Annotated in this window: 29 protein-coding genes, 1 other RNA gene and 1 riboswitch; of the genes, 2 read left to right on the top strand and 28 right to left on the bottom strand. The window is 38.5% G+C overall.

Features of this window, described 5'->3' with window-relative positions; genetic code table 11:
* Positions 1-44 precede the first annotated feature (44 nt).
* The 21 genes from BLS02_RS13335 to BLS02_RS13235 form a co-directional block, all read right to left on the bottom strand.
* Positions 45-416, bottom strand: coding sequence for a VOC family protein (locus BLS02_RS13335; protein WP_092493519.1), 372 nt, complete (start codon positions 414-416; stop codon positions 45-47).
* 199 nt (positions 417-615) lie between these two features.
* Complete coding sequence (locus BLS02_RS13330; protein WP_092493518.1) at positions 616-2,019, bottom strand: S8 family serine peptidase; 1,404 nt, start codon at positions 2,017-2,019, stop codon at positions 616-618.
* Between the two features lie 220 nt (positions 2,020-2,239).
* A non-coding RNA gene (gene ssrS, locus BLS02_RS13325) (6S RNA) lies at positions 2,240-2,420 on the bottom strand.
* 64 nt (positions 2,421-2,484) lie between these two features.
* Positions 2,485-2,742 carry a sporulation protein gene (locus BLS02_RS13320; protein WP_439144721.1) on the bottom strand — a complete coding sequence of 86 codons (258 nt, stop codon included), beginning with the start codon at positions 2,740-2,742 and terminating at the stop codon, positions 2,485-2,487.
* A 4-nt stretch (positions 2,743-2,746) separates the two neighbouring features.
* Positions 2,747-2,884, bottom strand: a complete 138-nt coding sequence (sspL, locus tag BLS02_RS13315) for a small, acid-soluble spore protein L (RefSeq protein WP_092493516.1) — start codon at positions 2,882-2,884, stop codon at positions 2,747-2,749.
* A 190-nt stretch (positions 2,885-3,074) separates the two neighbouring features.
* Positions 3,075-4,679 (bottom strand): acyl-CoA synthetase, encoded by a 1,605-nt coding sequence (locus BLS02_RS13310; RefSeq protein WP_254788775.1) that lies wholly within the window; start codon positions 4,677-4,679, stop codon positions 3,075-3,077.
* A gap of 271 nt (positions 4,680-4,950) precedes the next feature.
* Positions 4,951-5,901 carry a ribose ABC transporter substrate-binding protein RbsB gene (gene rbsB, locus BLS02_RS13305; protein WP_092493515.1) on the bottom strand — a complete coding sequence of 317 codons (951 nt, stop codon included), beginning with the start codon at positions 5,899-5,901 and terminating at the stop codon, positions 4,951-4,953.
* Positions 5,902-5,927: 26 nt separating this feature from the next.
* Positions 5,928-6,866 (bottom strand): ABC transporter permease subunit, encoded by a 939-nt coding sequence (locus BLS02_RS13300; RefSeq protein ID WP_425445150.1) that lies wholly within the window; start codon positions 6,864-6,866, stop codon positions 5,928-5,930.
* The gene (locus BLS02_RS13295) at positions 6,863-8,365 is read right to left on the bottom strand and encodes a sugar ABC transporter ATP-binding protein (protein ID WP_092493514.1); all 1,503 of its coding nucleotides are present in this window, start codon (positions 8,363-8,365) and stop codon (positions 6,863-6,865) included. Before BLS02_RS13295 ends, BLS02_RS13300 begins: the two co-directional genes overlap by 4 nt.
* 18 nt (positions 8,366-8,383) lie before the next feature.
* Complete coding sequence (gene rbsD / locus BLS02_RS13290) at positions 8,384-8,779, bottom strand: D-ribose pyranase (protein ID WP_092493513.1); 396 nt, start codon at positions 8,777-8,779, stop codon at positions 8,384-8,386.
* A complete protein-coding gene (gene rbsK / locus BLS02_RS13285) occupies positions 8,776-9,672 on the bottom strand; it encodes a ribokinase (RefSeq protein ID WP_092493512.1) in 897 nt (298 codons plus the stop codon). The genes rbsD and rbsK overlap by 4 nt, the downstream gene beginning before the upstream one ends.
* Positions 9,673-9,676: 4 nt before the next feature.
* Positions 9,677-10,663, bottom strand: a complete 987-nt coding sequence (locus BLS02_RS13280; protein ID WP_092493511.1) for a LacI family DNA-binding transcriptional regulator — start codon at positions 10,661-10,663, stop codon at positions 9,677-9,679.
* A 367-nt stretch (positions 10,664-11,030) separates the two neighbouring features.
* The gene (gene nagE / locus BLS02_RS13275) at positions 11,031-12,497 is read right to left on the bottom strand and encodes an N-acetylglucosamine-specific PTS transporter subunit IIBC (RefSeq protein ID WP_092493510.1); all 1,467 of its coding nucleotides are present in this window, start codon (positions 12,495-12,497) and stop codon (positions 11,031-11,033) included.
* A 112-nt stretch (positions 12,498-12,609) separates the two neighbouring features.
* Positions 12,610-13,428 carry a PRD domain-containing protein gene (locus BLS02_RS13270; protein ID WP_092493509.1) on the bottom strand — a complete coding sequence of 273 codons (819 nt, stop codon included), beginning with the start codon at positions 13,426-13,428 and terminating at the stop codon, positions 12,610-12,612.
* Positions 13,429-13,469: 41 nt separating this feature from the next.
* Positions 13,470-13,964 carry a PTS sugar transporter subunit IIA gene (locus tag BLS02_RS13265; protein WP_092493508.1) on the bottom strand — a complete coding sequence of 165 codons (495 nt, stop codon included), beginning with the start codon at positions 13,962-13,964 and terminating at the stop codon, positions 13,470-13,472.
* Positions 13,965-14,146: 182 nt separating this feature from the next.
* Complete coding sequence (locus tag BLS02_RS13260; RefSeq protein ID WP_092493507.1) at positions 14,147-14,632, bottom strand: hypothetical protein; 486 nt, start codon at positions 14,630-14,632, stop codon at positions 14,147-14,149.
* Between the two features lie 73 nt (positions 14,633-14,705).
* Positions 14,706-15,164, bottom strand: coding sequence for an RDD family protein (locus BLS02_RS13255; RefSeq protein ID WP_092493506.1), 459 nt, complete (start codon positions 15,162-15,164; stop codon positions 14,706-14,708).
* Positions 15,165-15,176: 12 nt separating this feature from the next.
* A complete protein-coding gene (gene sppA, locus BLS02_RS13250) occupies positions 15,177-16,175 on the bottom strand; it encodes a signal peptide peptidase SppA (RefSeq protein WP_092493505.1) in 999 nt (332 codons plus the stop codon).
* Between the two features lie 157 nt (positions 16,176-16,332).
* Complete coding sequence (locus BLS02_RS13245) at positions 16,333-16,551, bottom strand: YdbC family protein (RefSeq protein WP_092493504.1); 219 nt, start codon at positions 16,549-16,551, stop codon at positions 16,333-16,335.
* Between the two features lie 12 nt (positions 16,552-16,563).
* Complete coding sequence (locus tag BLS02_RS13240; protein WP_092493503.1) at positions 16,564-17,163, bottom strand: short chain dehydrogenase; 600 nt, start codon at positions 17,161-17,163, stop codon at positions 16,564-16,566.
* A 27-nt stretch (positions 17,164-17,190) separates the two neighbouring features.
* Entirely contained in the window at positions 17,191-17,802 is a 612-nt protein-coding gene (locus BLS02_RS13235; protein WP_092493502.1) for a 3'-5' exonuclease, read from the bottom strand.
* 541 nt (positions 17,803-18,343) lie between these two features.
* Positions 18,344-18,450: riboswitch (SAM riboswitch) on the top strand.
* Between the two features lie 79 nt (positions 18,451-18,529).
* Here BLS02_RS13235 and BLS02_RS13230 point away from each other — a divergent pair.
* Both BLS02_RS13230 and BLS02_RS13225 read left to right on the top strand, forming a co-directional pair.
* Complete coding sequence (locus BLS02_RS13230; RefSeq protein WP_092493501.1) at positions 18,530-19,579, top strand: homocysteine S-methyltransferase family protein; 1,050 nt, start codon at positions 18,530-18,532, stop codon at positions 19,577-19,579.
* Positions 19,580-19,624: 45 nt separating this feature from the next.
* Complete coding sequence (locus BLS02_RS13225; protein WP_092493500.1) at positions 19,625-20,743, top strand: 5-methyltetrahydropteroyltriglutamate--homocysteine S-methyltransferase; 1,119 nt, start codon at positions 19,625-19,627, stop codon at positions 20,741-20,743.
* Positions 20,744-20,881: 138 nt separating this feature from the next.
* On the opposite strand, the gene BLS02_RS13220 is transcribed toward BLS02_RS13225, so the two are convergent.
* From BLS02_RS13220 to BLS02_RS13195, 7 genes are all read right to left on the bottom strand, one after another.
* A complete protein-coding gene (locus tag BLS02_RS13220) occupies positions 20,882-21,103 on the bottom strand; it encodes a hypothetical protein (protein ID WP_092493499.1) in 222 nt (73 codons plus the stop codon).
* Between the two features lie 511 nt (positions 21,104-21,614).
* A complete protein-coding gene (locus tag BLS02_RS13215) occupies positions 21,615-22,367 on the bottom strand; it encodes a metallophosphoesterase family protein (protein ID WP_092493498.1) in 753 nt (250 codons plus the stop codon).
* Positions 22,368-22,409: 42 nt separating this feature from the next.
* Positions 22,410-23,075, bottom strand: a complete 666-nt coding sequence (locus tag BLS02_RS13210) for a Type 1 glutamine amidotransferase-like domain-containing protein (RefSeq protein WP_092493497.1) — start codon at positions 23,073-23,075, stop codon at positions 22,410-22,412.
* Between the two features lie 17 nt (positions 23,076-23,092).
* Complete coding sequence (locus BLS02_RS13205) at positions 23,093-24,355, bottom strand: S41 family peptidase (protein ID WP_092493496.1); 1,263 nt, start codon at positions 24,353-24,355, stop codon at positions 23,093-23,095.
* A 53-nt stretch (positions 24,356-24,408) separates the two neighbouring features.
* Positions 24,409-24,849 (bottom strand): pyridoxamine 5'-phosphate oxidase family protein, encoded by a 441-nt coding sequence (locus BLS02_RS13200; RefSeq protein ID WP_175559496.1) that lies wholly within the window; start codon positions 24,847-24,849, stop codon positions 24,409-24,411.
* A 43-nt stretch (positions 24,850-24,892) separates the two neighbouring features.
* Positions 24,893-25,021: a hypothetical protein gene (locus BLS02_RS19345; RefSeq protein WP_281243687.1), complete on the bottom strand. Its 129-nt coding sequence runs from the start codon at positions 25,019-25,021 to the stop codon at positions 24,893-24,895.
* A 24-nt stretch (positions 25,022-25,045) separates the two neighbouring features.
* Positions 25,046-25,579, bottom strand: coding sequence for an AAA family ATPase (locus BLS02_RS13195; protein WP_092493495.1), 534 nt, complete (start codon positions 25,577-25,579; stop codon positions 25,046-25,048).

Below are 25,579 nucleotides of genomic sequence, written 5' to 3'. Positions count from 1 at the left end.
AGGCTTCGGGAATACCTTCCCGAAGCCTTCTTAGGTCTGGATTGCTATTCCTCCCACTCCAAGAACTCCAGCCTATTTCCAAATGGATCAGACACATAAAAACGATTTGCTCCTGGAAGCCGGTCATCCGCTTTAAATGCAACATCTTTCTCAGCCAGATATTGCTTCATCGCTTCTATATTTTTCACCTGGAAAGCTGGATGCGCTTTTTTAGCTGGAACAAATGGCTCTTCCACCCCAATATGTATATGAATATTTCCAGCCTGAAACCAAACGCCACCATTCTTCTTTAATAGTACTGGTTTTTCGACCTCTACAAAGCCTAATTTATCCTTATAAAATTCACGGGCCTGATTTTCTCCTTTAATAGGAGCTGCTAATTGGACATGATCAATCTTTTCATAGTTAAATGACATATGCTCACTCTCCCCTCTCTCCATATTAACCGCTATTACGCAACATGAATAATAGTAATTACATATCACTTTTGAAAAGCTATGCTTATATAACATTTATAAGCGCCTTATACTCTGGAATTCAATCCTTTATGGCCCTATTTATGCAGTAAGAAAGACCAGCTTCATAAGAAACTGGTCTAACAAATTTTTCAACTAATTAGTTTTCATTAAACGCCAAATTAACTGCATCATAAGCATTCACATAACCTGCCCCAACTTCCCAAGCTTCATAGTCTGACATTGGGGTTGCTGTTTGTTGGATGATATTTTTTACCTCTTCAGGTGTCAATTCTGGATTAGCATCAAGCATTAAAGCAACTATTCCTGCAACGTGTGGTGTAGCCATCGATGTTCCACTCATTGTTGTATAATATGGAAGATATTGCGTCTCAATGTATTGCAGATCTTTATCCAAGGCTAATGATGATACCGGCGCAATAACTCTTGAGGAAATAATATCTACTCCTGGTGCTGTAATTGATGGTTGATCTTTCCATGTCCATGTTTCCCCATCAATCTCAAAAGTTCCACCACCATCAGTTGTTCCACGCGATGAAAAGTCTGCGAGTTCACCGCTTTTTGTTCCAGCTGCAACAGAAATGACCCATGGTGCCTTTGCATACGGATTATGTGTATCTTCAGCAGGCCCTTCATTTCCAGCTGCAAATAATACCGTTATGCCATTATCATAGGCTTCCTTACTAGCAATATTTATTGGATCATTAGGATCAAAATCTCCAGTTGATCCCCATGAATTTGTGATTACACGAACTCCATATTCTTCCTGGTGTTCCATGGCATAATCGAATCCACCAAGAGCATCTAAGATAGATAGTGCTGCACCTGATCCATAGCCAATTAAATCGGCACCTGGTGCTACACCTTCATGCTTCCCATCAGACATTTCCCCAGTACCGCCGACAGTTCCAGCTACGTGAGTGCCATGGCCTGAGTTACTATCCGTATTTGGTACATTTTCTAGATAAGTAGCAGGCAATAACCCTGGTACCAAATTGCTCAAATTTAAACTCGCCATAACGTTTTGTACTAAATTCTCACCAAACAGTAAATCCTGGTGCGTTCCATCAATTCCACTATCATTCACGACAACACCTACTCCTTCACCAGTAACAGGTATTCCATTATTTTGTTCTGTCATTTGTTCATCAGAACGAACTTGATCAACACCAGTTAATTCTGTAGCGTCAGCATTCAAATATTCTAGTTTTTGATTTAAATAAACAGAACGAACACCATCTTTATTTCTTAAGTCCTCTATTTGATCTGCAGTAGCAATCGTAGCTACCATTGGCAGAGACTTAAGCGAAATCCCATCTGTAATTCCTATTCTTTCTAATAAGTTCAAATTGGCTAAGGTTGGCTCTTCATCACCATCGAAGGTAACAATCACTTGAAAACTTCCTATACCATCTGCAATCTTCTCTTCCAAAAGGGGATCAATTGCAACCGAATTCGTTTTAGCGTCTGCCTTAGGTTGTCCCAAAATTAGTAGTGAAAATAGAAAAAATGATAGTAGTGTTAAATAAATAACCTTTTTCATAAACTTCATCTCCCATTTGATAGAATTTTCTTTCAAATTCATTATGAATGAGAAAAGTCTCGTTTACTACCGTACAAATGATAGATTATAGTTGGGAAAGTTCCAACTTATTCATACAAAAGTCATACATCTTAAGTCATATAAATTAAATCATATAAATAATTTTTCCCACACAAAAGGTCAGTTTCCTATCTAGGAAACTGACCTGTCATTTAAAAGGTTATCAGCCACAATTGCCGTATTTTCATAAAAAGTTTAAACCACCACTTCGCAAAGTGGGTGTTTGCAGAAACTTTCCTGTCTTCCACACATTCGAGGCACGACATTATAGTTTCGATGTAAAACTCCCTATTCATATGTTAGAGGTTAAACTAAAATTAATACGCACATTGCAGCTTCTAAATATATATTACACGAAGACCCACCCAAATTCAATGGGAATTTTAACCTATTTTGAAAACGGTTTCAAAATAATAACTCATATACTTCCGTTAATTCCTTAACACGAATATCATTTTCAACATTCCTGGCATAGGCCAATTCGTTTTTCAATACAGAATCCAGATAAGCCATTTCTTCTTCATCCAAATCTCTGACAAACTCGACTTCATTTTTGTATACTTCTGTTTCAAGCTTTTTATCAATCTTTTGACACATATCATTTCCACTATAATTCGCTAATGATTCACGCAAATAATTCAATGTATTATCGATGATCCTCACCCTTTTATTTCGTGTTCTTCTTCTTGGCACGTTGTTCGAGCTGCGATTTTGGCCGCTGATCAGCTGCATCCTCGGTTAAACCCTGTTGATTAACACTTGAATTCACTCTGCGTTTACTCCTGTTATTCTCTTTTTCACTCATAACATAAACACCTCCATTTGGTATTATTTCAAACTATGAGCCATTTTATGCTTAAATAAGGTGCCCTGAGGACAGGACACCTTTTAAAAACTTTATCGTTTTTTTGTCGATGTTTATCGATATAATGTCGAACTTTATCTATTCGTCAGTTTTTAGCTGCATATACAACTGAAGTTCACCCGTTCCAGCTCTACTTTTCGCCAAGTTCTTCATACTTATCACGTAATGACCGTTTCAGTACCTTTCCACTTGGGTTCTTTGGCAATTCATCAGCGAAATCTACATACTTTGGAACTTTAAATTTTGAAAGTCTCTCTCTGCAGAATTCAGCAACTCCTTCTTCCGTAAGATTAGCGCCTTTTTTCGGAACAATTATCGCAGTCACTGCTTCGATCCAATACGGGTCAGGAATACTTACAACAGCGACTTCAGAAACACCGTCCATTTGATAAATCGTCTCCTCTACTTCCCGACTCGACACATTGACACCGCCTGTATTAATCATATCTTTTTTGCGGTCAACAATCGTAATGTAGCCTTCTTCGTCCATTACGCCCAAATCTCCACTGTGAAACCAGCCTCCACGAAATGCTTCAGCTGTTTTCTCTGGATCATGTAAATAACCTTTCATCGTATGTGGTGTCCGATGAACAATCTCACCCGTCTCACCGCGAGCAACTTCTTTATCGTCATCATCCACGATTTTCGTCTGTACATTTAAGGTTGCCACACCAGCTGAGCCTAGTTTCCGCAATTGATCCTCTGGCTGTAATGCTGTTGCAAGTGGCGCCACTTCAGTTTGTCCGTAAAAGTTCCAGAACTTCGCATTCGGTAAACGCTCGGCAAGTTCTTTTAAAATTTCCCGCGGCATAATTGCTGCACCATAATAGCATTTTTCCAGCGTTGATAAATCACGTTTATCAAAATCTGGATGCCGCAGTAATGCAATCCAGACAGTTGGTGGAGCAAATAACTGTGTTGCACCTTCCTCTTCAATTGTTTGTAAAATAACCTCAGGACTAGCCGCACCAAGGATGATTCCGCTTGATCCAACATAAATACTTGGTCCTAAAAATACATGTAACTGTGCACTATGATACAGCGGTAATGCGTGAATAGCCACATCTTCAGCCGCCATTTTTCCATCTACAATGGAGCTTACATATTCACTTACCAAGCTTTTATGGGAAAGCATAACTCCCTTTGGCCTTGATTCCGTCCCGCTTGTATACAACACATGTGCAAGATCATCATCAGCAATATCGGTATCCACAAAGTCATTTGAACGACCATCACGTGCATCAGACAACGATACCCACGAAGAGAGTTCTCCTTCATAGGCTCCAAGCGTATCCATTAAATAACGCTGCCTGATTTCTAGCCTTCCTGATGATTTATCCAACACTGGTGCATATTCCTCTGAGGCAATAAATGCACTAACCTCCGCATGTTCCAAAATATACGCCACGTCCTCAATGGAAAGCATGTAGTTAATCGGAATCATTACTGCCCCAATTCTGGCTAAAGCAAAATTTGCTATGACAAAGTCCAAACTATTTTTGGACATTACCGTCACCATATCACCTTTTTTCATTCCGTCAGCCAAAAAGGCATGTGCCGTTTGGTTCACCAAGTTATCCAGTTCCGCATAATTCAGCCGTTGTCCCTCATACGTAATTGCTAATTTCTCAGGCATTCGATCACGAGTCCGTGCCAACAAATCGCCCAGTGTATTTCGTCGAGCCCGCTGCAACATCTTGTCAAGTTCATCATGTACATTTGTTTCTGTGTTCATATTTCCACTCCTCAAATGATTTTTTTCGATGACTTATGTGCTGAATATTCTTTGTTTTATTTTAATTCAGAAAACTAATAATGACAAGTAACGTGTTATCACTTCTTTTGCCAAAATAACTCGATAAACAGATTATTTTAGATAATATGATCGAATCATAAGTTTTACCTCACCTCACTAAACTTAGAAAACTTGGCTAATCGCCAAGCCTTAGTTACACTAAGACAGTAAAAAACAGGTCATCCTGCGATGACCTGATTCCTTCAATAATTTATTCTGCTGTTACTAGTTGTAATTCTACTGGAATAAATTCTTCAACTGATTCATCTGCAGCTACTTTTCCTGCAGCATCAATAGCTTTTTGTCCGATTAATTCTGGTTGTTGAGCAACTGTTGCATCCATACGGCCTTCTTCTACTGCTGCACGGGCATCATCGGTTGCGTCGAATCCTACAACGACAGCATCTTCCAACATGCCATTTGACTCGAGCGCTTGTACTGCACCTAATGCCATTTCGTCATTATGAGCGAATACGGCATCAATCTGATCGGTACTCTGAATAATGTTTTCCATTACTGTTAAGCCTTCTGAACGGTCAAAGTTTGCTGATTGATTCGCAACGACTTCCAAACCGTCAATACCATCAACAATATTATGGAATCCTTTACCACGCTCACGTGTAGCTGATGCGCCTGGGATACCTTCAAGCTCTACTAAGTTGCCGCTTTCACCTAACTGCTCAGCAATAAACTCACCAGCCATTTCACCACCTGCTACGTTATCAGAGGCGATATGTGTAACAACTTCACCGCCATCAGCACTGCGGTCAACAGTTATAACTGGAACTCCTGAATCATTGGCTGATTCAATTGCTGAAACTACTGCCTCTGAATCGGTTGGATTCACTAAAAGAACATCAATATCCTGCTGCAGTAAATCTTCAATATCACTTAACTGTGTTGATGCATCGTTCTGTGCATCCGCTGTTACGATTTCATACCCAGCCTCTTCTGCTGCAGCTTCAGCACCATCACGTAAAGATACGAAGAATGGGTTGTTCAATGTTGAGACAGATAGTCCGATTTTAATGGAATCATCTGAACTGCCTTCTGAAGAATTACCTTCGTTTTCATCTGAAGATCCTGGTTTTTCTGTAGAACATGCGCTGATTACAACCAGCAATAATGTTAATAGCCCTAATCTTTTAATCCATTTACTCATTTTAATTCCTCCCAAAATTTTATTAATTATTTTGATCTTCTATCAAGTAATACGGCGAGTAATATAACACCACCTTTAACAATTTGCTGATAGAATGATGAAACATTCAACAAGTTTAAGCCATTATCGATAACACCAATAATTAATGCGCCAACCAATGTTCCAAAAATACGGCCGCGTCCACCCATAAGACTTGTACCACCAATAACAACTGCAGCGATTGCATCCAGTTCAAACATGGACCCTGCTGTTGGCTGCGCTGAATTTAATCGGCTTGTCAAAATAATTCCAGCCAATACAGATAACATCCCAGTTAACGCATAAACCCAGATCTTCACACGATCTGCTTTAATTCCTGATAATGTAGATGCTTCTTCGTTTCCGCCCACAGCATAGACTTGTCGGCCAAAAACTGTTTTACGAAGCACAAAGTATAAGATAAGGAATACGCCCAGCATCAAAATAACTGGAAATGGAATACCAAATACATAACCTCGACCAATCATTTCAAATGTGAAACTATCAGAAAGCCCTGTAACTGGTTTACCATCCGTATAAACGAGCGTGGCACCACGGAAAATGGTCATGGTTGCAAGTGTTGCAATAAACGGAGCTACTTTACCTTTCGTAATAATAAGCCCATTCATTGCACCCAATGCTAGCCCGATCAATAAACCAACCAATATAGCAAATAGCGGATCCATCCCGGTCGTTAACATTCCAGCTGTCAACGCACTGCCTAAGGCCAGCATCGACCCTACTGATAAGTCAATACCAGCAGTCAGGATAACAAATGTCATCCCAAATGCAATTAGCGCATTTACGGAAATTTGGCGAAGCAGATTAAGAATGTTATCCAATGTGAAGAAATTCTCACTCATAAATCCTAATATTATCATTATTAGAATAAGTCCAATCAATGGGCCGATTTTCGCAAAATTAGTAACCAATAATTTATTCATCATGACTCCCCTCCTGTAGCTGCCGTCATTATTTTTTCCTGATCGGCCTCATGCCTGTCCATGGTTTGTGTGATCTTTCCTTCGTGAATAACCATTATGCGGTCGCTTACACCTAAAATTTCCGGCAGTTCAGACGAAATCATGATAATTGCAACACCATTTTTGGTAAGCTCATTCATAATGTTATAGATTTCTTTTTTCGCCCCAACATCAACACCGCGTGTTGGCTCATCCAGGATAAGCAGTTTCGGATTTATTCCGAGCCATTTTGCGATAACAATTTTTTGCTGATTACCGCCACTTAATGACTTAACTTCCTGTTCTCCACCGGTCGTTTTAACATGTAACCGCTTAATTAAATCCGTTACAAGATCACGTTCTTTTTTGGCTGACACAACTCCATTTTTTGATACTGTTTTCATATTGGGAAGGGAAATATTTTCGCGAATTGATGTATTAATCACCAACCCTTTTGCTTTACGATCCTCTGATATAAAACCAATCCCAGCTTTCACGGCGTCACGCGGGTGTTTAATAGACAACTTCTTCCCATCCAGTAAGACAGTCCCATTATTTTTCTTTTCATAGCCAAATATTGCTTCCATAATTTCGGTTCTGCCTGCTCCCATTAATCCTGATACACCAAGAATTTCACCCTTATTTACATGAAAGCTAATATCGTTAAATAATCCTTTTCGTTCAAGGTTATTCACTTCAAAAATAACATCGCCAACTGCGTTCGACCGTTCCGGAAAACGCTCACCAAGCTCGCGTCCAACCATCATTTTCACAATTGCTTCAAAACTGGTATCCGAAATATTCTCCGTTCCGATATACGTCCCATCACGTAGTACTGTGACCCGGTCACAAATCTTAAAAATTTCCTCCATCCGGTGTGAAATATAAATAATTGCAACACCACGATTTTGCAGTGATTCGACAACGCGAAACAGATTATCAATCTCACGCTCAGTTAAAGCAGCGGTCGGCTCATCCATCACAATCATCTCTGCATTAGTCGATAACGCCCGTGCGATCTCCACCATCTGCTGTTTGCCAACTGACAAATCACCTGCAGTATCGTCCGGATGAATGTTTGTTACACCTAACGCTTGTAAACTTGCTTGAGTTTGTTTTTTCATTTCTTTTGTGTTTAAAATACCGGTTTTCGGATAAGTGATGTCTTTACCAAGAAACATGTTTTCTGTAACTGTAAGGTGCGGAATAATGTTAAGCTCCTGGTGAATAACAAGGATCCCTTCCTTCTCTGCCTGTTTCGGGTTCGAGAAATCCACTTCTTTACCATTCACTTTAATTACACCATTATCACGTTTATGAATCCCCGTTAACACTTTAATCAACGTAGATTTTCCAGCACCATTTTCGCCCATTAATGCGTGAACCTCACCCTTCTGGACGTTAAAATGGACTCCATTCAACACTTGATTTCCAGAAAAGGATTTATCAATTCCATCCATTTCCACAAAAGGTGTTTGTACCATGATTTTCACCTCCTTTGGTTAAAAAATGACGCCTGACTTCAATATTACGTTTGCAAAAGGAGTCGCTTCCCCTGTACGAATAATAACCTGTGAATTGCCAGTTTCCTTTTTTAAATTCTCATGTGTTATATAGTTTTTAGGGATATCTTTATATTCCTCAGAAATTTCATCGTATAAAGCTTTATTATTGTCTTTTATTTCACTTGCGAACGTCATTTCCTCGATCATCATATCTGCTGACACAGCTTTAAGAACTGATGTAAATTTTGGTGTGCCAAACTCTAGCGATAAATCGATACAAGGGACTTCATTTGGAATTGGTAGCCCGCAATCACCGATAACGATTGTGTCTGTATGTCCTAATCTTGCAAGTGCTGTTGCAATATCTCGATTTAAAATGCCTGACTTTTTCATTCCGAAATCTTCCTTTCTAGCAAGAACTTCTCTACATCTTCTTTTGTCGGCATACCACCTTGTGCACCAACTTTTGTGACAGATAATGCTGAAGCGGCATTGGCCAACTGAATCGCTTCGCCAACAGCTGAGCCTCGTGCAAGTTCTGTTGCAAAGACACCATTAAATGTATCTCCCGCACCTGTTGTATCCTCTACATCAACGGGGTAACTCGGTACATGCTTTTTCACACCACCTTCGAAAAATTGAACGCCTTGATCACCTTGGGTAACAATCACTTTTTCATGGATACCTTCAAATAACGGGTCGTTTTTTATCGATTCAACTTCTAATTCATTAGGTGTTAAATAGGATGCCTTCTCAAGCAGTCCATCTGGTAATGGTTGGTATGGTGCAGGGTTCACAATTACTGGAATGTTATACGTACTTGCAGCTTTCAGTGTATAGAGAACGGTTTCCATAGGGACTTCCAATTGAAGCAACACCACGTCACTATGTTTTATTTGGTCAAGATTGTGCTCTACTAACTCTGGTGTAACAAGTAAGTTTGCTCCGGAAGCAACAATAATCCGGTTATCATTTTCAGATAAAATTATATTTGCAATACCTGTTGCTGCACTTGAAACGGTTGCAACACCATCTATGTTAATGCTCTCACTTTCAAGGTGTTCTAAAAGGGTTTTACCGAAAGGGTCATCCCCAACAGCGCCTATGAAATTAACATTCGAACCAATTCTTGCTGCAGCAACTGCTTGGTTCGCACCTTTTCCACCAGGATAGGTGAAAAAATCATCGCCAAGAACGGTCTCACCTTGCTTTGGCATTGCTTTAGTCGTTACGATTAGATCCATATTGATGCTTCCAACAACACATACACTTGGTTTAATAGCCATCTCCTTACCTCCTTGATATTGTTGATTGTCGTTCTGTTAATACAACTTTAAATTCCTCTGACCTGATACTTATTTGATTGTCGTCAATTTGTTGAACAAGCATTTCTGCCGCTTTAGATCCTATGTCGTAAATAGGCTGAGCCATCGTCGTAAGTGAAGGTGTTGTTGTCTCACCAAGAGCAATTCCATCAAACCCGATAACCGACAAATCAGCTGGAACACTGATTCCTAGATTAGCTGCTGCACTCAATGCCCCAGCACCCATCAAGTCATTTCCAGCAAAAATCCCATCAATTTCAGGATGATCCTTTAATAATTTCATCGTGGATTGCTTGGCAATTTCGAAATTAAATTCACCAGGTAAAATATAGCTGGAAATGAACCAATCTTCATCTTGTACCTCATCCAAATAACCTTGCAGGCGTGTTTTTGTGTTACCTGCATGTTCAGGTCCGCAAATATGAGCGATGCGCTTGCACCCAATTGATTTTAAGAACTGTACAGCTTGTCTCGCACCTTCACGATTATTCACTGTCACCGATGAAAGCTTAGAACTCAAGATTCGGTCTAACGCGACAATTGGGGCATTTATCTTACTTATATGCTCTTCCGAAATTGTACTCGAAACAATAATAAAACCATCCACCGACTTCTGCTGTAAAGCACTCAAATAGGTTAATTCTTTTTCAATGTCATCATCTGTATTACAAAGCACAAATGTATATTCATAACGATTCGTTACATCTTCCACGGCTCGCGCAAGCTCCGGGAAATAAGGGTTCATAATATCCGGCACAAATAACGCAATCATTTTTGAACGTCCCTTAAAAAGACTTCGCGCCACATCATTCGGCAAATAATTCAATTGCTCAATCGCCTGCTTCACCCGCTCTTTTGTCGCAGAATTCACATATCCATTACTGTTCAAAACACGTGATACAGTAGCAGTCGACACATTGGCAAGCTTAGCGACATCCTTTATAGTTGTCATATACAATAACCACTCTCATAATTTAGTATTTAATACTTCTGTCGATATTCGCAGCTCTTCTGTTGATGTTCCGGCTCTTCTGTTGATACTCGCGATTCTTCTGTCGATACTCGCGACTCTTCTGTTGATACTCGCGCCTCTTCTGTTGACACTCGCGACTCTTCTGTTGATACTCGCGCCTCTTCTGTTGACATGCCTTACATGTAACCCGTTACATACGCGTTAAAATAAAAACGACGTCCCTCATGTAACCCGTTACACATTATGTTAAAGCGTTTTCATTAAGATGTCAATGCCTGAATTATATAAATTTTTCGTTGCTCAAAATAAACGAGCAGTGCATCCAGCACTGCTCGCAACCATCCGATTATTTTTTTCGAAGCTTTCTTATTTCATCTGCAACAAATTGCACCTGTGTACCGACAACAACCTGTATATTATGCTTGCCGACAACATTGATGCCTGGCACACCTGTTGATTTAATTTTGTCCTGATCGACCTTATCCATGTCATTCACTTCAAGTCTTAAGCGGGATACGCAGTTATCAACTGTTGTCACGTTTTCATCTCCACCTAAACCTTCATAAATCTTTTCAGCCATTTCAGCTGTTTCGTCTTTCTTAGCCCCATCGGTGGCATCCAAGCTTTCCGCTTCGCCTACTTCTTCTCCTTGCTCGTCAGCATCGTCTTCACGACCTGGTGTCTTCAAGTCAAATTTGACAATTAGGAAACGGAACAAGAAGTAATATATTACGCCAAAAACAAGGCCTTGTACAACAAGCATGAGTGGCTGATTGGCAATTGGTACTCCTAAGCTTAGCGTATAGTCAACTAACCCAGCACTGAAACTAAATCCAGCAGTCCATTCAAACATTGCAGCAATAGCCATCGAAAGTCCTGTAAGTGCCGCGTGAACAACATATAGTAATGGCGCCAAGAACATGAATGAGAATTCAAGTGGCTCGGTTACACCGGTGAAGAATGAGGCGAATCCGGCAGCCATCATTAGTGATGCAGTTTGTTTTTTACGTTTCGTTTTTGCTGTGTGATACATTGCCAATGCTGCTGCGGGCAGACCAAACATCATGATCGGGAAGTACCCAGCTAAGTAGCGTCCAGTAATTCCCTTTTCTCCTTCACTCGCCCAGAAATTAGCAATATCATCAATTCCTGCAACATTAAACCAGAAAACAGAATTTAGTGCATGATGCAACCCTGTTGGAATGAGCAATCTGTTAAAGAACCCATACAAACCAGCTCCAAATGCTCCTAAATCACTTATACCTGTACCAAATGAAACCAGTCCTGAATAGACAACCGGCCAAACGAAGAAGAGAGCAGCTGATACAACCATCATGGCTGCAGCACTCATAATTGGCACAAGCCGCTTACCACTGAAGAAAGCTAGAGCATCCGGCAGCCTGACTTCACTAAACCGGTTATACATCATCGAGGCTACAATTCCGGATAAAATACCTATAAACACGTTTTCAATACTTTCAAAAGCTGGATTGACAGAACTTTCCTCAATCCCTTGCAGACCAGCAACTCCACCTACATTTAATAGATTTGTTACAACCAAAAAGGCTACAAGTCCGCTTAATCCAGCGGCGCCATCTTGCTCTTTCGACATTCCAATTGCAACACCAACAGCAAATAATATACCAAGATTTCCAATAATGGCTAACCCGCCATTGGTCAGAAATGTTGCAATTGTACTGTCGGCTGCAAAGTTAAGAATCCAGTTTCCAATACCAATCAGAATTGCCGCAGCCGGTAATACCGCAACCGGGAGCATTAATGAGCGGCCAAGATTCTGCAAATACTTCATCATTATAAATTCCTCCTAACATAGATTAATGTTTCATAAAATATGAATTCTGATACATTTGCTCAAACTGTGAATTCGTTTTCAAAGAATGAGTTCATAATTTATTTCTGCACTTTTAATGTGTTCTTAACCTTTCGATATGAAGCGTGATGTATCCCAACTCTTCCTCAGGAAGCTCAATTTGATAGGAAGCATATATTTCCTGAGCTACTTTTTGTGCACATTGAAATGAATAAGTATACTTTTTCTTAATCATTTCAAACATCTCATTATCCATCACATGACTCTCATACCATTTTGCTCTGCTTAAAGCGAACTGCAAATGTGTTACTAACCGTTCATAGGATATGTCAGCTTCATGAACCTCGATATTTAAATACTTTTTAATAGTCTGCACCATATCCTGAATTATTGTCGTTTGCTTAACCGTTTCGTGAATATCACCCCCTTGAAGTTTCATTGTATGAATATACAGTGCAATAAACGCTGCTTCATCAGCAGGCATCGTGATCTGAAATTTTTCCTTAATGTGCTGAATGGCCCATAAACCGATTTCAAATTCTTCCCTGTACAAAATCTTAATTTCCTGCAATAGTTTATTTTTTAGCTTGATACCACTCTGTTCCCGTTCAATTGCAAAGGAAATATGGTCTGCCAGCTGCACACGGATATGCTCGCTTAATTCTGTTCCCAAGCGCTTTTCCGTATAGGTAATAATTTCTTCTGATATGGTAAAATGCTCCTCTGGTATCCTGAGTAATAGCTGCTGCAGTTTTTCATTCTCCTTTAGAACGAACAATTTCTCTACCCTGCTAGAAATCACAATGTCATTTTTTTGCTTACCAAAACCCACACCAGCCCCAATAGCAATTTTTTCTTCCTGTTCATCGATAACAATTGCCGCATTGTTATTTAATATTTGTTTTATTTTCACCTGAAGCCCACATCCTTCATAGCACGTTTTTCATTCAATGATCACTGCTCAGAAGTTGTGATTATTACTGTTTCTCCAGCCGTGCTTTCTTTTTCTTCAGTCATACTGAACTTCTTGCCGGTATCCTGTCCATTTGTAATAACAATTGGAGATATATCACTCGAAGCATTATTCCGAACATATTCCAGATCAAATTCCATCAGCTTTTCACCTACTGACACTTTATCGCCAGTACTGACATTGATGGTAAAGCCCTTTCCTTCCAGCGAGACTGTTTCAAGTCCTATGTGAATGAGGATTTCGATTCCGTCTCCTGTGCGCAGCCCAATAGCATGCTTGGTATCAGGTATTTGAACAACTTCACCTTCAACCGGAGAATAAACCTGTCCTTTATTTGGCTTAATCGCAATTCCGTCTCCCATCATCTTTTGACTAAAAACCGGATCCGGAACTTCTTCTAACGAAACAATCTCGCCATTAATTGGTGCATATATTTTCGTGATTGAGCTTTCCTTTTTAAAAAGATTTTTAAACATAACAACATTCCTCCTTTAAGGTAAGTATGTGCAAAAGTTACTGAAACTAAAAAAGACATGGCGGTTTAGAGAAGAACCTATGCCCTTCTCATAACACCACCATGCCTAATCGCATCAGTAACATGTGATCCATATATATTTTTTCTAAATCTATCGTATCATCATTCAAATGGAAAAATCAATCATTCACTTTTAAAAATTATCTCATCCTGATTATCAATTCGTTCTCTATTTCTAAATAAAAAGAATTGAATTGGCATCGTAATCATAAATGTGACAATAACCAATACAAGGTGAAGCGTCTCATTTTTAGAATATCTTTTAATGATAAAGTAAAATCCATAAACTAATAGAACGTTTGAGGCAAGACCTACAAATGGAATGAACCAGGATAGGAAAAATGCACATGCCATTGTTACGCCATAAACCAATGTAAATTTACCACGCAGCGATTCATGCACATCATCCTCAACAAGCTGCGTGATTAAAAATGTATTAACAATCGGTACCCATGCCATCCACGCCAGGTCACTTTTGCCTTCCCTTTTAGCTATTTTAAATAATCCAATAGCCATTAGAATATGAAAAACGATTGCAACTACTAGTAAAAAGAGAATCAGAAACAAAAATCCGGCAAGAAAAAGAAACAAACCTTCATCACTATTCATTTAATCCCTCCATTTTTAAAAAAACTTAGCTTTATGCCAAAAAGTCCAGGCACCAGTGCACCCGGACCTATTATTATTTATCAAACACAACCCGCGTATTACCAATCATGTCATGTAAACCTTGTTTTTCCCCACTAAATGCAACGAACAAGTATAACAATCCGGTAAAGAAAAACACACGGTGAATAAATCGACCAACTACTTCTCTAAAAATAAGATCCTTCCACTCGAGCGAATGAGCATCTTCTCGAATAACGCGCAATCCAAATATCATTTTTCCTAACGTCTGACCAAAATATTTAGTCATTAGCAGAAAGTACAAATACAACACAATCACACCAACGATACCAGCCATTGTCCAGAAACCAATATCAATTCCAGCCCCATCATTGATAAATTTAGATGGACTAAGCAGGATGCCGTTAATACTAAATACAATAAGCAAATCAGCTAGATATGCCCAAAACCGCATCCAGAACCCAGCAAATCTGTAATCAACACTCTCAGTATATTCCACTTCATTTTCACTCATGACGGCACCCCCTTATTTAGAATACAAGTACATAGCACGTGGTCCATTGGATTTACGCAACAATTCCTTGATACCGAATAATTCTGTTTGTCCTTTAAACATTCCTTGTAATGTACCACCTAAAAATTCGTTAATTTCAAGACCCTTTTTATATTCAATCACTTTGGCATTATCCCAGCCATTATCTTCTTTCATAATGGCAATCGTATCAGTGAGAGACCCAAGCTCATCAACAAGACCATTATTTGCAGCTTGTTCTCCGGTATACACACGGCCATCGCCAAGCTCACGGACTTTCGACTCTGACATGTCACGGCCTTCCACGATCACATCCACAAAATCTCCGTATAAATTATCAATCATCGTCTGCAAAATTTCTCGTTCTTCATCGGTCATTTGACGTGACTGCGACATAATATCCTTGAACTCGCCACTCTTAATCGTATTAAATTTAATACCATGTTCATTCGCAAATTCCGCAAAATTAAAGCTCTCCATAATAACACCAATTGAACCTGTCAATGTTGCAGAATGCGCAACGATTTTATCGGCAGGAGCAGAGATATAATATCCCCCTGATGCTGCTGTATTCCCCATTGATACATATACAGGCTTGTCATGCTCTTCTTTTATCTTAACAATCTTGTCATGTATTTCATCGCTTTCTACAACGCCCCCGCCAGGTGTATTTACACGTAAAATAATGCCGTTAACAGTTGAGTCTTCCCCAGCTGCTTCAAGCATTTCCAGGAATCGCTCATGATTATATCCTCCTGTATTAAGCAAGGATGCTGTAGATGCATTTTGAATTACTCCATCCAGTTCAAGTACTGCAATCTTATTGCCTGATCCTTCCTCGACAACCTCTTCTTGAAATTTCTGCGATGAATCCGGGAAGTTAAACATTTTTTCAAAATCAGCTGTTACTACACTCGTTACAGCTTGAAAACCTAGTGAAACGACAAATAAAACAACCGCTACACCAAGTGCAATCCAACGTTTTGTATTCAATTTCATGTCCTCCAATTCATTCCTGTTTTATGTATTACCGCTATTTTACATTATTGTTAACATTTATGCAGAAAACTTGTACGTTTGTTACAAAATAGCGAGTCCAAAACACAAAAATTGCTTTGGACCCAGCGCCATACACGATTTCTATGTGAAGTTAATCAAGTTCAGATAATGCCGCTTTCAATTTATATAATTCCTCTTCAGTCAATGTAACCCCTTTTCCCATTTTCTCTTTGTCCGGTGCCCAGTCTCTAAGGTCATATTTGGGATCACGCCCATTCCAGCTTACCAGGTTAAGCTCTTTCGTCCATCCTTTTGGCGACTCTGATAGCACAGCTACTGTTTCGATTATCTCATATTTAAGATCTGCCACATTGATTCCTCCTTAATAGACTTCATAGTTATTACCAGTTTGCATACCATCAACACTTTTAACAAAAGCACGAGCCACACGACCTGCAGGAACAGGATCAAACCCTGCAAAGAATTTACCAAGCTTTTCCCATGACTCCTGTACAATATTAGGACTTACACTATTTATGCGAATACCTCTAGGCATTTCAATTGATGATGCTTTAACGAATGCCTTGACGCCACCATTTGCCATTGCTGCAGACGCACCCAGTGGAATCGGATCATCCATCATCACACCTGTTGTTAACGTGAAACTGCCACCGTCATTTACATATTCCATACCTAGCAGGACAAGATTTATTTGCCCTTTAAGTTTACTTTCAATTCCTTTTTCATTTAGTTCCGGTGTTAATTCAGAAACAGCTTTAAAATTCGCACCACCAGATGCATTGACTACAGCTTCTACTTTACCAATTTGTTTATACATTTCTCTGATGCTATCCTCGGAAGTAATATCAACAGAAACATCTGCCCCATTTCGTCCAGCGCGAATTATTGAGTGATTCTCTCCTAACTCTCTTACAATCTCTTTGCCAATTGTCCCAGCTGCACCTACAACAAGTATCCTCATATGCAATCCAACTCCCCTTGATATTTTTTAGAAATAAAGCTTTCTACTCCGTTTCGCCCGCTTCACTTTCGGCGGAAAATATCCCCGTTCATAAATTCTCCCTTTCGAAATACTGCACCTCTTTAGAAATATATCCATCTCATCCGTCTCGTATGTCTCAAAAGCCTTCATTAAAATTTTGGCAGCAACCCTAGCATCCTCAAGTGCATGGTGATGCTCGAAGGAAATACCGTGATAACCAGCTACCGTATTTAACTTATGATTCTCTAACTCGGGCCAAACTCTTTTAGAAATATTCACCGTACAAAGATAATCCATTTCAGGATATGTAAGGTTAAAGTAGTCCAATGTATTTCGAATCACACTCATATCAAAACTGGCGTTATGTGCAATAACTATGTTATGAGATAAATAATCATTAAGTGTCGGCCACAATTCTGAGAACGTCGGCGCATCTGCCACATCTTCCTCTCGTATCCCATGAATACGCGTATTAAACGAACTGAAATGCATCATTGGATTTATTAAACTATAAAATTCATCAACAATTCCATTTTCATTGGCGACAACAACACCAATAGCACATGGACTGTTTCTCTTTTCATTCGCCGTCTCAAAGTCAATGGATACGACATTCATGGATTGGCCTCCTCTACAACAATACTCTAACGTAATTTTAACATATCCCTCGTTCAAACAACCCTGAAAAAGGATTTAAATTTTGATGGTGTTTATCTTCGCTGGTTCCCAGGCGAATTCTGCTGATTCCGGGCTATCTAATCCACTTCCGATGCTGTTCGCCCGAACGATTACACCTAATTAAGCAGTATAGTTTAATTAAAGCAAGAAAGTTTAACGCTGTTATGATGAATATTAATGACACAATAGCAAAAATGAGTGGCGAGAGGATCGGAATGTGAATCTCAAAGTAATGGAGCGGATCGTGGTTCCGCTAAATGGGTAAAAATCCGCTCTGTAAGGTTTGAAACGGATCCTCGTTCCGTTATTTACCCAATATCAATGAAAAAAATGGGTAAAAAGGGTGAATAGCGGAATGAGGATCCGGCAAATCAGTGGCTTAAGCTTGTTTAGTAAATCAAAGTGTTTCAAATGCTAAAAATATTCTTGACATTCATTTGCAAGAGTTGTATTGTATTCAATAATACAAAATTGAATAATTTTCTTATCCAGAGAGGTGGAGGGACTGGCCCATTGAAACCTCAGCAACAGATTTTAAATACTGTGCTAATTCCAGAAGCTGAAATGCTTAAAGCTTGAAGATAAGGAGAGTGATACTTAACGGTTTCAAACCCTCTTCTATTTTCAGAAGTGGGTTTTTTTATTTTATTTAAGAGGAGGAAAACGATTGAAGCGCAGTTTAGAAGAACGTTTAAAAGATGGAACTGTTATTGTTGGTGAAGGGTATTTATTTGAATTAGAACGTAGAGGGTATTTGCAAGCAGGATCATTTGTTCCAGAGGTTGCACTTGATAACCCCGAAGCACTGAAACAGGCATATAGGGATTATATGTACGCAGGCTCAGACGTTGTATTAGCCTTTACGTATAATGCACACAGGGAAAAAATGCGCATTATTGGCAAAGAAGATCTATTAGAACCATTAAACCGAAATGCGGTTCGCTTAGCAAAAGAGGTTGCTAAAGAACATCCCAGCGAAGAAGCGTTGGTGGCTGGAAATATCTCAAATACTAATATTTTCGATCCCGAAGACCCTGAATCCAAGACTAAGGTCAGAGGTATTTTTGCCGAAATGATAAAATGGTGTAAGGAAGAGGGCGTCGATTTCATTAATGGGGAAACGTTCTATTACCATGAAGAGGCACAAATAGCCCTGGAAGAAATTCTGAAACAGGATTTACCAGCAGTCATCACGTTTGGACTAATGGGAGAGAATGTATTGAGGGATGGCTACACTGTTGAAGAATCCTGTAAAATACTTTCTGAAAGTGGCGCACTGGTTGTGGGCATGAATTGTTTCCGTGGTCCTGAAACGATGCAACCTTACCTTGCTGACATACGTAACAATGTAGATGGCTATGTGGGTGGACTCCCTATCCCATACCGTACTTCAGAGGAAAACCCGACATTCTTTAATTTACCGGATGGAGGATGCAGCTGCCATCTGCCTTTAGAAACAACTTTTCCGACTGCGCTTGATCCGCTTTACCATAACCGATACGAACTGGCAGCCTGGGCAAAAGAGGCAAACGACATCGGGATAAATTATATCGGCCTATGTTGCGGAGCATCACCAGCAATGCTGCGTTCAGTAGCTGAAGCTGTTGGAGTTAAAACAGTAAACTCAAAATATTCCCCAGACATGGAGAAGCATTTCTTGTTTGGGACAGACAAAACACTTCAAGAACATAATCAGAGCTACCGGTTAAAAGCTTAAAAAAATACAATTCTACAAAACTAAAAACAGAAAGAAGGAATATATATGTCAGTATCGTTAACAAAAGCACCACCATTCAGAGCAGAGCACGTTGGAAGTTTACTACGCCCGGATAATTTACACAAAGCAAGACTAGATTACAAGGAAGGCAAACTTACAGCAGAACAATTACGCGAGGTCGAGACAAAAGAAATCAAGCGTGTGGTTGATAAGCAAATTGAACTTGGCTTAGAAGTTGTTACAGATGGGGAGTTTCGCCGTACATGGTTTCACTTGGACTTTCTGGAGCATCTAAACGGAATTGAAGGATATGTACCTGAGCAAGGATATCAATTCGAGGGATTGGAAACAGAGAAATATGACGTACGGAATACTGGAAAGATTTCATTTAACCCTGACCATCCATTCCTAAAAGATTTCACTGATTTAAACGATATTGTTGATGGCCGGGCACTCGTAAAGCAAGCTATTCCTAGTCCTAACCAGCTATTTAACGCCGGCATTCACAATACAGATATCTATCCAAACATCGAAGACTATGCAAGTGATATTATTAAAACCTACCAGGATGCAATCAAAGCATTTTACGATGCTGGTGTACGGTACTTGCAATTAGATGATGTATACATCGCTGGACTATCCGCTCCAGATATCCCATTTAATGAGGGAAAATATTCAAGAGAAGATTTAATTGACCTGGCGTTACGAGTAGTTAATGGCGCTTTAAAGAATAAGCCTGAGGACTTAATTGTAACAACACACTTATGCCGAGGAAACTACCAGTCTACCTGGGCATTTGAAGGAAGCTATGCTCTTATCGCTCCTACATTATTGGCAAAAGAAAAAGTAGACGGCTTCTTCCTGGAATATGATGACGATCGCTCAGGGGATTTCAAACCACTTGAACATATTCCAAACGGCGGTGCACAAGTCGTATTAGGTCTTATAACATCGAAGAACGGAGAACTTGAAGACAAAGAAACAATTAAAGCACGTATTAAAGAAGCATCACAATATGTGCCACTCGAACAACTATCTTTAAGCCCACAGTGCGGCTTTGCTTCAACACATCATGGCAATAAATTAACGGAAGAGCAACAATGGAATAAACTGAAATATATTGTTGACCTGACTGAAGAGGTTTGGGGCATTTCTAACAAGTAATTAGAAAACTTGGCATTCGCCAAACCTTTTGGTGAATGCCATAGTTGCACTTATGCAGTAAGAAAGTAGTTATACTTTCTTAACTGCTAAATAAAGAAGCTTGCAGAGAATACGATTTCTCTGCAAGCTTCTTTTAATCTACTGACAATTTTTTGCTGGACTTTTCTCCGTGTACTTAAATGTATAGATGAACAGACTAACCAAAAATAGTAACTCAATTACCTTAGTTAATAGACTAATCGTAATCTGCATATCCTTACCTAACAATATTAATGATTGGTTCGTATTTAAATCAAATAAAATATGACAAAAACAATAAATGCCAGTAATCCAAATAATTGTAATTAACGTATTTCTCATCACTCTGTCCCCCCATTTTTGATTGCGTCAAATTCCACTTAGCATATACTAACAGAAAAAGTCATAAAAAGGGAGACTTTTTTATAAAATTTTTTTCGCTATTCATTTACTTCCATTACATACGATGTTAACTCCTTTACTTTTGGATCTTTGAACCTATTAAACCGATAAATATCACAAAAGGCATATAGCTTAACACCGCCGGATTTGGTAACAACTCTTACTGTGCCATCTAAAGCAACAATAACCCCCATGAGTAATGCATAGTAGAGACATTTAGCATTATTAGATTATCTGTTTTCATTATCCTTTCTTCTCCACTTTAAAATAAAACTTGCACACATAGCTGTAATAATAAGTAAAAAAGATTGAAATACACTTGGTTTTAAACTCCAAAATATGAAAGTTAATGATACCCCAAAAAAACAAATAGCAATTAATAATCGTTTTTTGAAACTCATTTATAGTAACTCCTTACTGGTATTCAAATCCTGAGTTATATCCATTCCAATTATAGATTCTGGATATAGTTTAAATGTTGATTGCCGTGGAAGATTTTGAGAATATCATCTCCAGCTGGAACATTCAGCTTTTCATATCCAAGTAAAAATTCCTTGTTATCATAGGATACTTCAATAAAGGAAACGTCAATTTGACCAAAATCCCCAACCCGCAATTTAGCATATGGTGCAAGGGGTTTAGAGGTACAACCTAATGAACTCGGGTTAAGGTAAAGTCTTTCTTTAGACTTAAAATGGTGAACTGTATGATGGTGTCCAAAACAAATAACATCCACATCAGTTAATTCATAAATGTCATCAAGTCTTTGTGAAGTTGGTTGATTATCAATTGGCAAAAATTCATCTCGTCCATTCAAGTGATAATGTACAAACAAAAAGTCCTTTCCGTTTATTCTTGCATTTTGTCTCATTGGAATACTTTTGAGCTTAGAGATAAGTTTCTCATCCAGCCGTGAGGCAATCCATTTATGGTGCTCCCTTTCATCTCCAACACTCCCTGGCTCATTTCCATCAAGTATTTTTAAAACTGCTTCATCATGATTTCCCATCACAAAAGATATATTGTTACGGGAAAATAACAACTCAAGAACTTCATTTGTTTCATGACCAATACCGATTAAATCCCCAAGACAATAAATGTGTTCTATTTGTTCATCTTTATCAATATCATCCATAACAGCCTTCAAAGCCGCACTATTTCCATGAATATCCGCAATGATTGCTACTTTCTCTCCTGCATTCATTATATCCCCCGCTTAATCTGGTTAATTTCAAAAAGAAGTACTTTAAATAAAGGAACCTGGATGAGTCAATACTTTTCCCTTATTTGTAAAAGAAATGGCTGATGAATTCCCTATTACTCTTATACCTTCATCACTAACAGTGACACCAGTTCCTTCTCTTAATGCAATAACAGACTTCTTATAATCTTTGATAAAGCTCGATATCAAACTTTCATTATCAGCTTCAAAATGACACCAAATGGAATAGTCACTTATAAGATTAAGCCCATTAATGCTTTGTAAATCTGTGTTGTTTGGGTCCATGTGAGCACAGGTCATGATGTTTGAACCCAATATTATTGCTCCGGCACTCCCTCCATAGACAATACCGTCGTTCTCTATGTACTCCTTTAAAAGGCTATCAAATTGAGATATCCTAAACTCCCTTAATAAGTTAAATGTATTTCCGCCACCGATATAAATTGCCGAGAACTCTTTAAGATCATCAAAAGATTTGTTATCTATATTGGTCCACATAGTGACTTCTATCCCTAATGGGTTAAAAACACTGTACGCCCACTTAAAACATTCTTCATAGGGAATAATTCCATTCATTGCAATAGGAATATATAGCAATGGTTTGCTCGGATTAATGTGTTCTATAAAATATTGGTCAATTTCCTTCGATTGCTCCTTATCTCCACCACCAGAAAGAATTAAATGTCCCATTAAGTCCCTCCCCACAATTAAATAAACTCAAGTGCCTTTTTAACATCCAAATCAACGTCTATATGATCTGGTGTCCAAGGAATATAAATATCAGGTTGGATTCCAACTCCGCTCATACCCTTTCCTTCATCAACGGTGGATAATTTTGACGTAGGATACGATAGTTTGAATTTGTTCTCCCAACTCATAATGGCAAGATTAGAATAATCATTTAAACCTAATGTTGGTCTTCCAATTACAGTGACCTTTGAAGAATTTTTGCAAAGCTCAACAAATGAATCGCCTGAACTTCCGCAATAGACATCAGTCAAAAGAATAACTTGTTCTGGACCGGGTTTAGTTTTGATTAAAAAACTATCATCCACTTCTCCAAAATCAAGTTCTACAAAGCCGTTATCCTTGTTCTCTTCTAGTTGTCTAATGAAAGCATTTATTTGATTTCGTGTTACCTCGTCTTCAATAGAAGAAAGAGCACTTTTAAGCAATTGTGTTCTCAGTTCTACATTTCGACTTGTACAGTTGGTTAACATAGAACCCTCATCAAATCCATTTAAATCTATTTCTTCTCCTTCTCCTTCAAAAAGAAAAGGAAGTAAATCAAAATAAGCTAAGTCACTTCCACCTCTGTTTACACGAACATCAATGATTAGATTTTTACGTGTAGTTAAGAATGAACGATTTTCATCGATTAACTTTGAGATCGCATTATGATTCATAAAGTCTGTTAATGTTAAAAATAATGTATCCTCCGAGATTTCTTTTATTGAATACTCTGGCTGGAAGATTTCTTTTGGATACTTTTTAAGTTCAATAGTAAAAGAATTTCCTGATCCACTAACAACATCAGCACTTTTGTATTGTGGAAGAATCGCACTCCAATTTTCCCGCTCCGCTTCCGTTTCCATCAATCTCCTTTTATGAATATTTACTAATTCTGGAACTGTTGAGCCATCTAACGCTGTAATAGCATAACCTTTTTTCACTCTATCTTCCTTTTCATTGGATACAACATAAAGTAAATCGTCATACCTCCTAACGGCAAACCCAACATCGTCTTCCATTTCAGTTGATTGTGCGGTATATTTAAACGCCATATGTAAATCTTTAAAATCCAGTAAATAATCCTGAACAATTCCCACAAACTTTTCATCGTTCATATTGCCCGAATCCTGTATTTTCTCACGATAAAAATTAGGATTATCGCAACCCTTTTTATCCAAACAACCCGCATAATCGTTATGTAAAATACTAATAACATCCTCGAATATTTTTAAGTACATTTTAATCTCCTTTTTTCTACTAATAATTCGTTAGACGTCTAAGATAAACATCTTCAGGTTGCTAAATATGACTGATCCCGAACAACTACTGTTTCAGGTGTAAAACGAATCAAGACATTACTTTTATCTAGGTTTTTAAAACGTGGATCCCATTTGTTTTCATCCAGGCCCAAATAACGTGACAGCAGCCGATTTGCAATTGTACTATCAAACGGCAGAACTGCTGCAGTTCCTCTAAACCCAGCATGTAAAACCAGTCCAGCTTTAGGGTTAAAGTCCGCAATCCCTATTGCACATTTCGGATTATTTTTTATCCGCTTTGGGAAGGTATCTGAAGGTGTACCAATTATCCAAAGCTGCTGTTTCTCCCAGTGAAACCAAACTGGTGTATCACTCGGAGCATCCTTATCGACCGTGGCTAAATGAGCAAATAGAGGCTTAGCGAGTAACTTTTCTAAATCAAAACTTCTATCTCCATTAGTAATTATCTTCATAATATGAACTCCCTTTTATTGTTTATCATTACTAAGGTGTCTGTTATTTTTTAATATCTTTTAAAAGAGAAATAACCTCTTCATTCTGTTCAATCATCGTCTGATTTTGCTTTCTTAGTTTCGTGAAATCAAATAAATATATTAATAAGATTGCAACTATCAAAAAACTCATATGCGACCTCTCCCGCTAGTTTAATTAACTTTCCATTATCAGCTTATCTTTTATATTTTCAATAATATCGGAGACTTTAATATTTTCAGTATCGATGTACTCCTCAAAATTGTTTTCCTTAAAGGACTTTAAGCATTGATCAGTTTGCTGGAAACACCAATTCCCATCTTCCTCTCCCCGCTCTCTTAGTCTTTTAGAAATAGTATCCTTACTTGCTGTCAAACAAAAATGGTAAGTTTGTCGATCTATACCTTTAAATCCATTTATAATGTAATTTAAGTATTCTGGTTTTTGAATCGTCATAGGCACTATAAGATTAACTTTATATGTACTAATTAATAATTCTGCTACATTTACAGTTAACTCCTTCCATAAATGCAAGTCTTGAAAATCACCTGTCACAGCTTCAAGTTGTTTTACTTCCTCGGGAATGACATTCCGCAACATAGATCCAACCTCTTCAGGATCAAATATCATACTACCTTCGACCTCATTAAGAAGTTCATTAGAGATAGTGGTTTTCCCTACACCAAATGCTCCGTTTATCATTATAATCAT

Origin of the sequence: Virgibacillus salinus (assembly GCF_900102415.1) — a bacterium.
GTDB classification, from domain to species: Bacteria; Bacillota; Bacilli; order Bacillales; family Amphibacillaceae; genus Lentibacillus; species Lentibacillus subterraneus.
The sequence above is the reverse complement of the archived record's forward strand: the minus strand, read 5'-3'. Positions and strand labels throughout refer to the sequence as shown.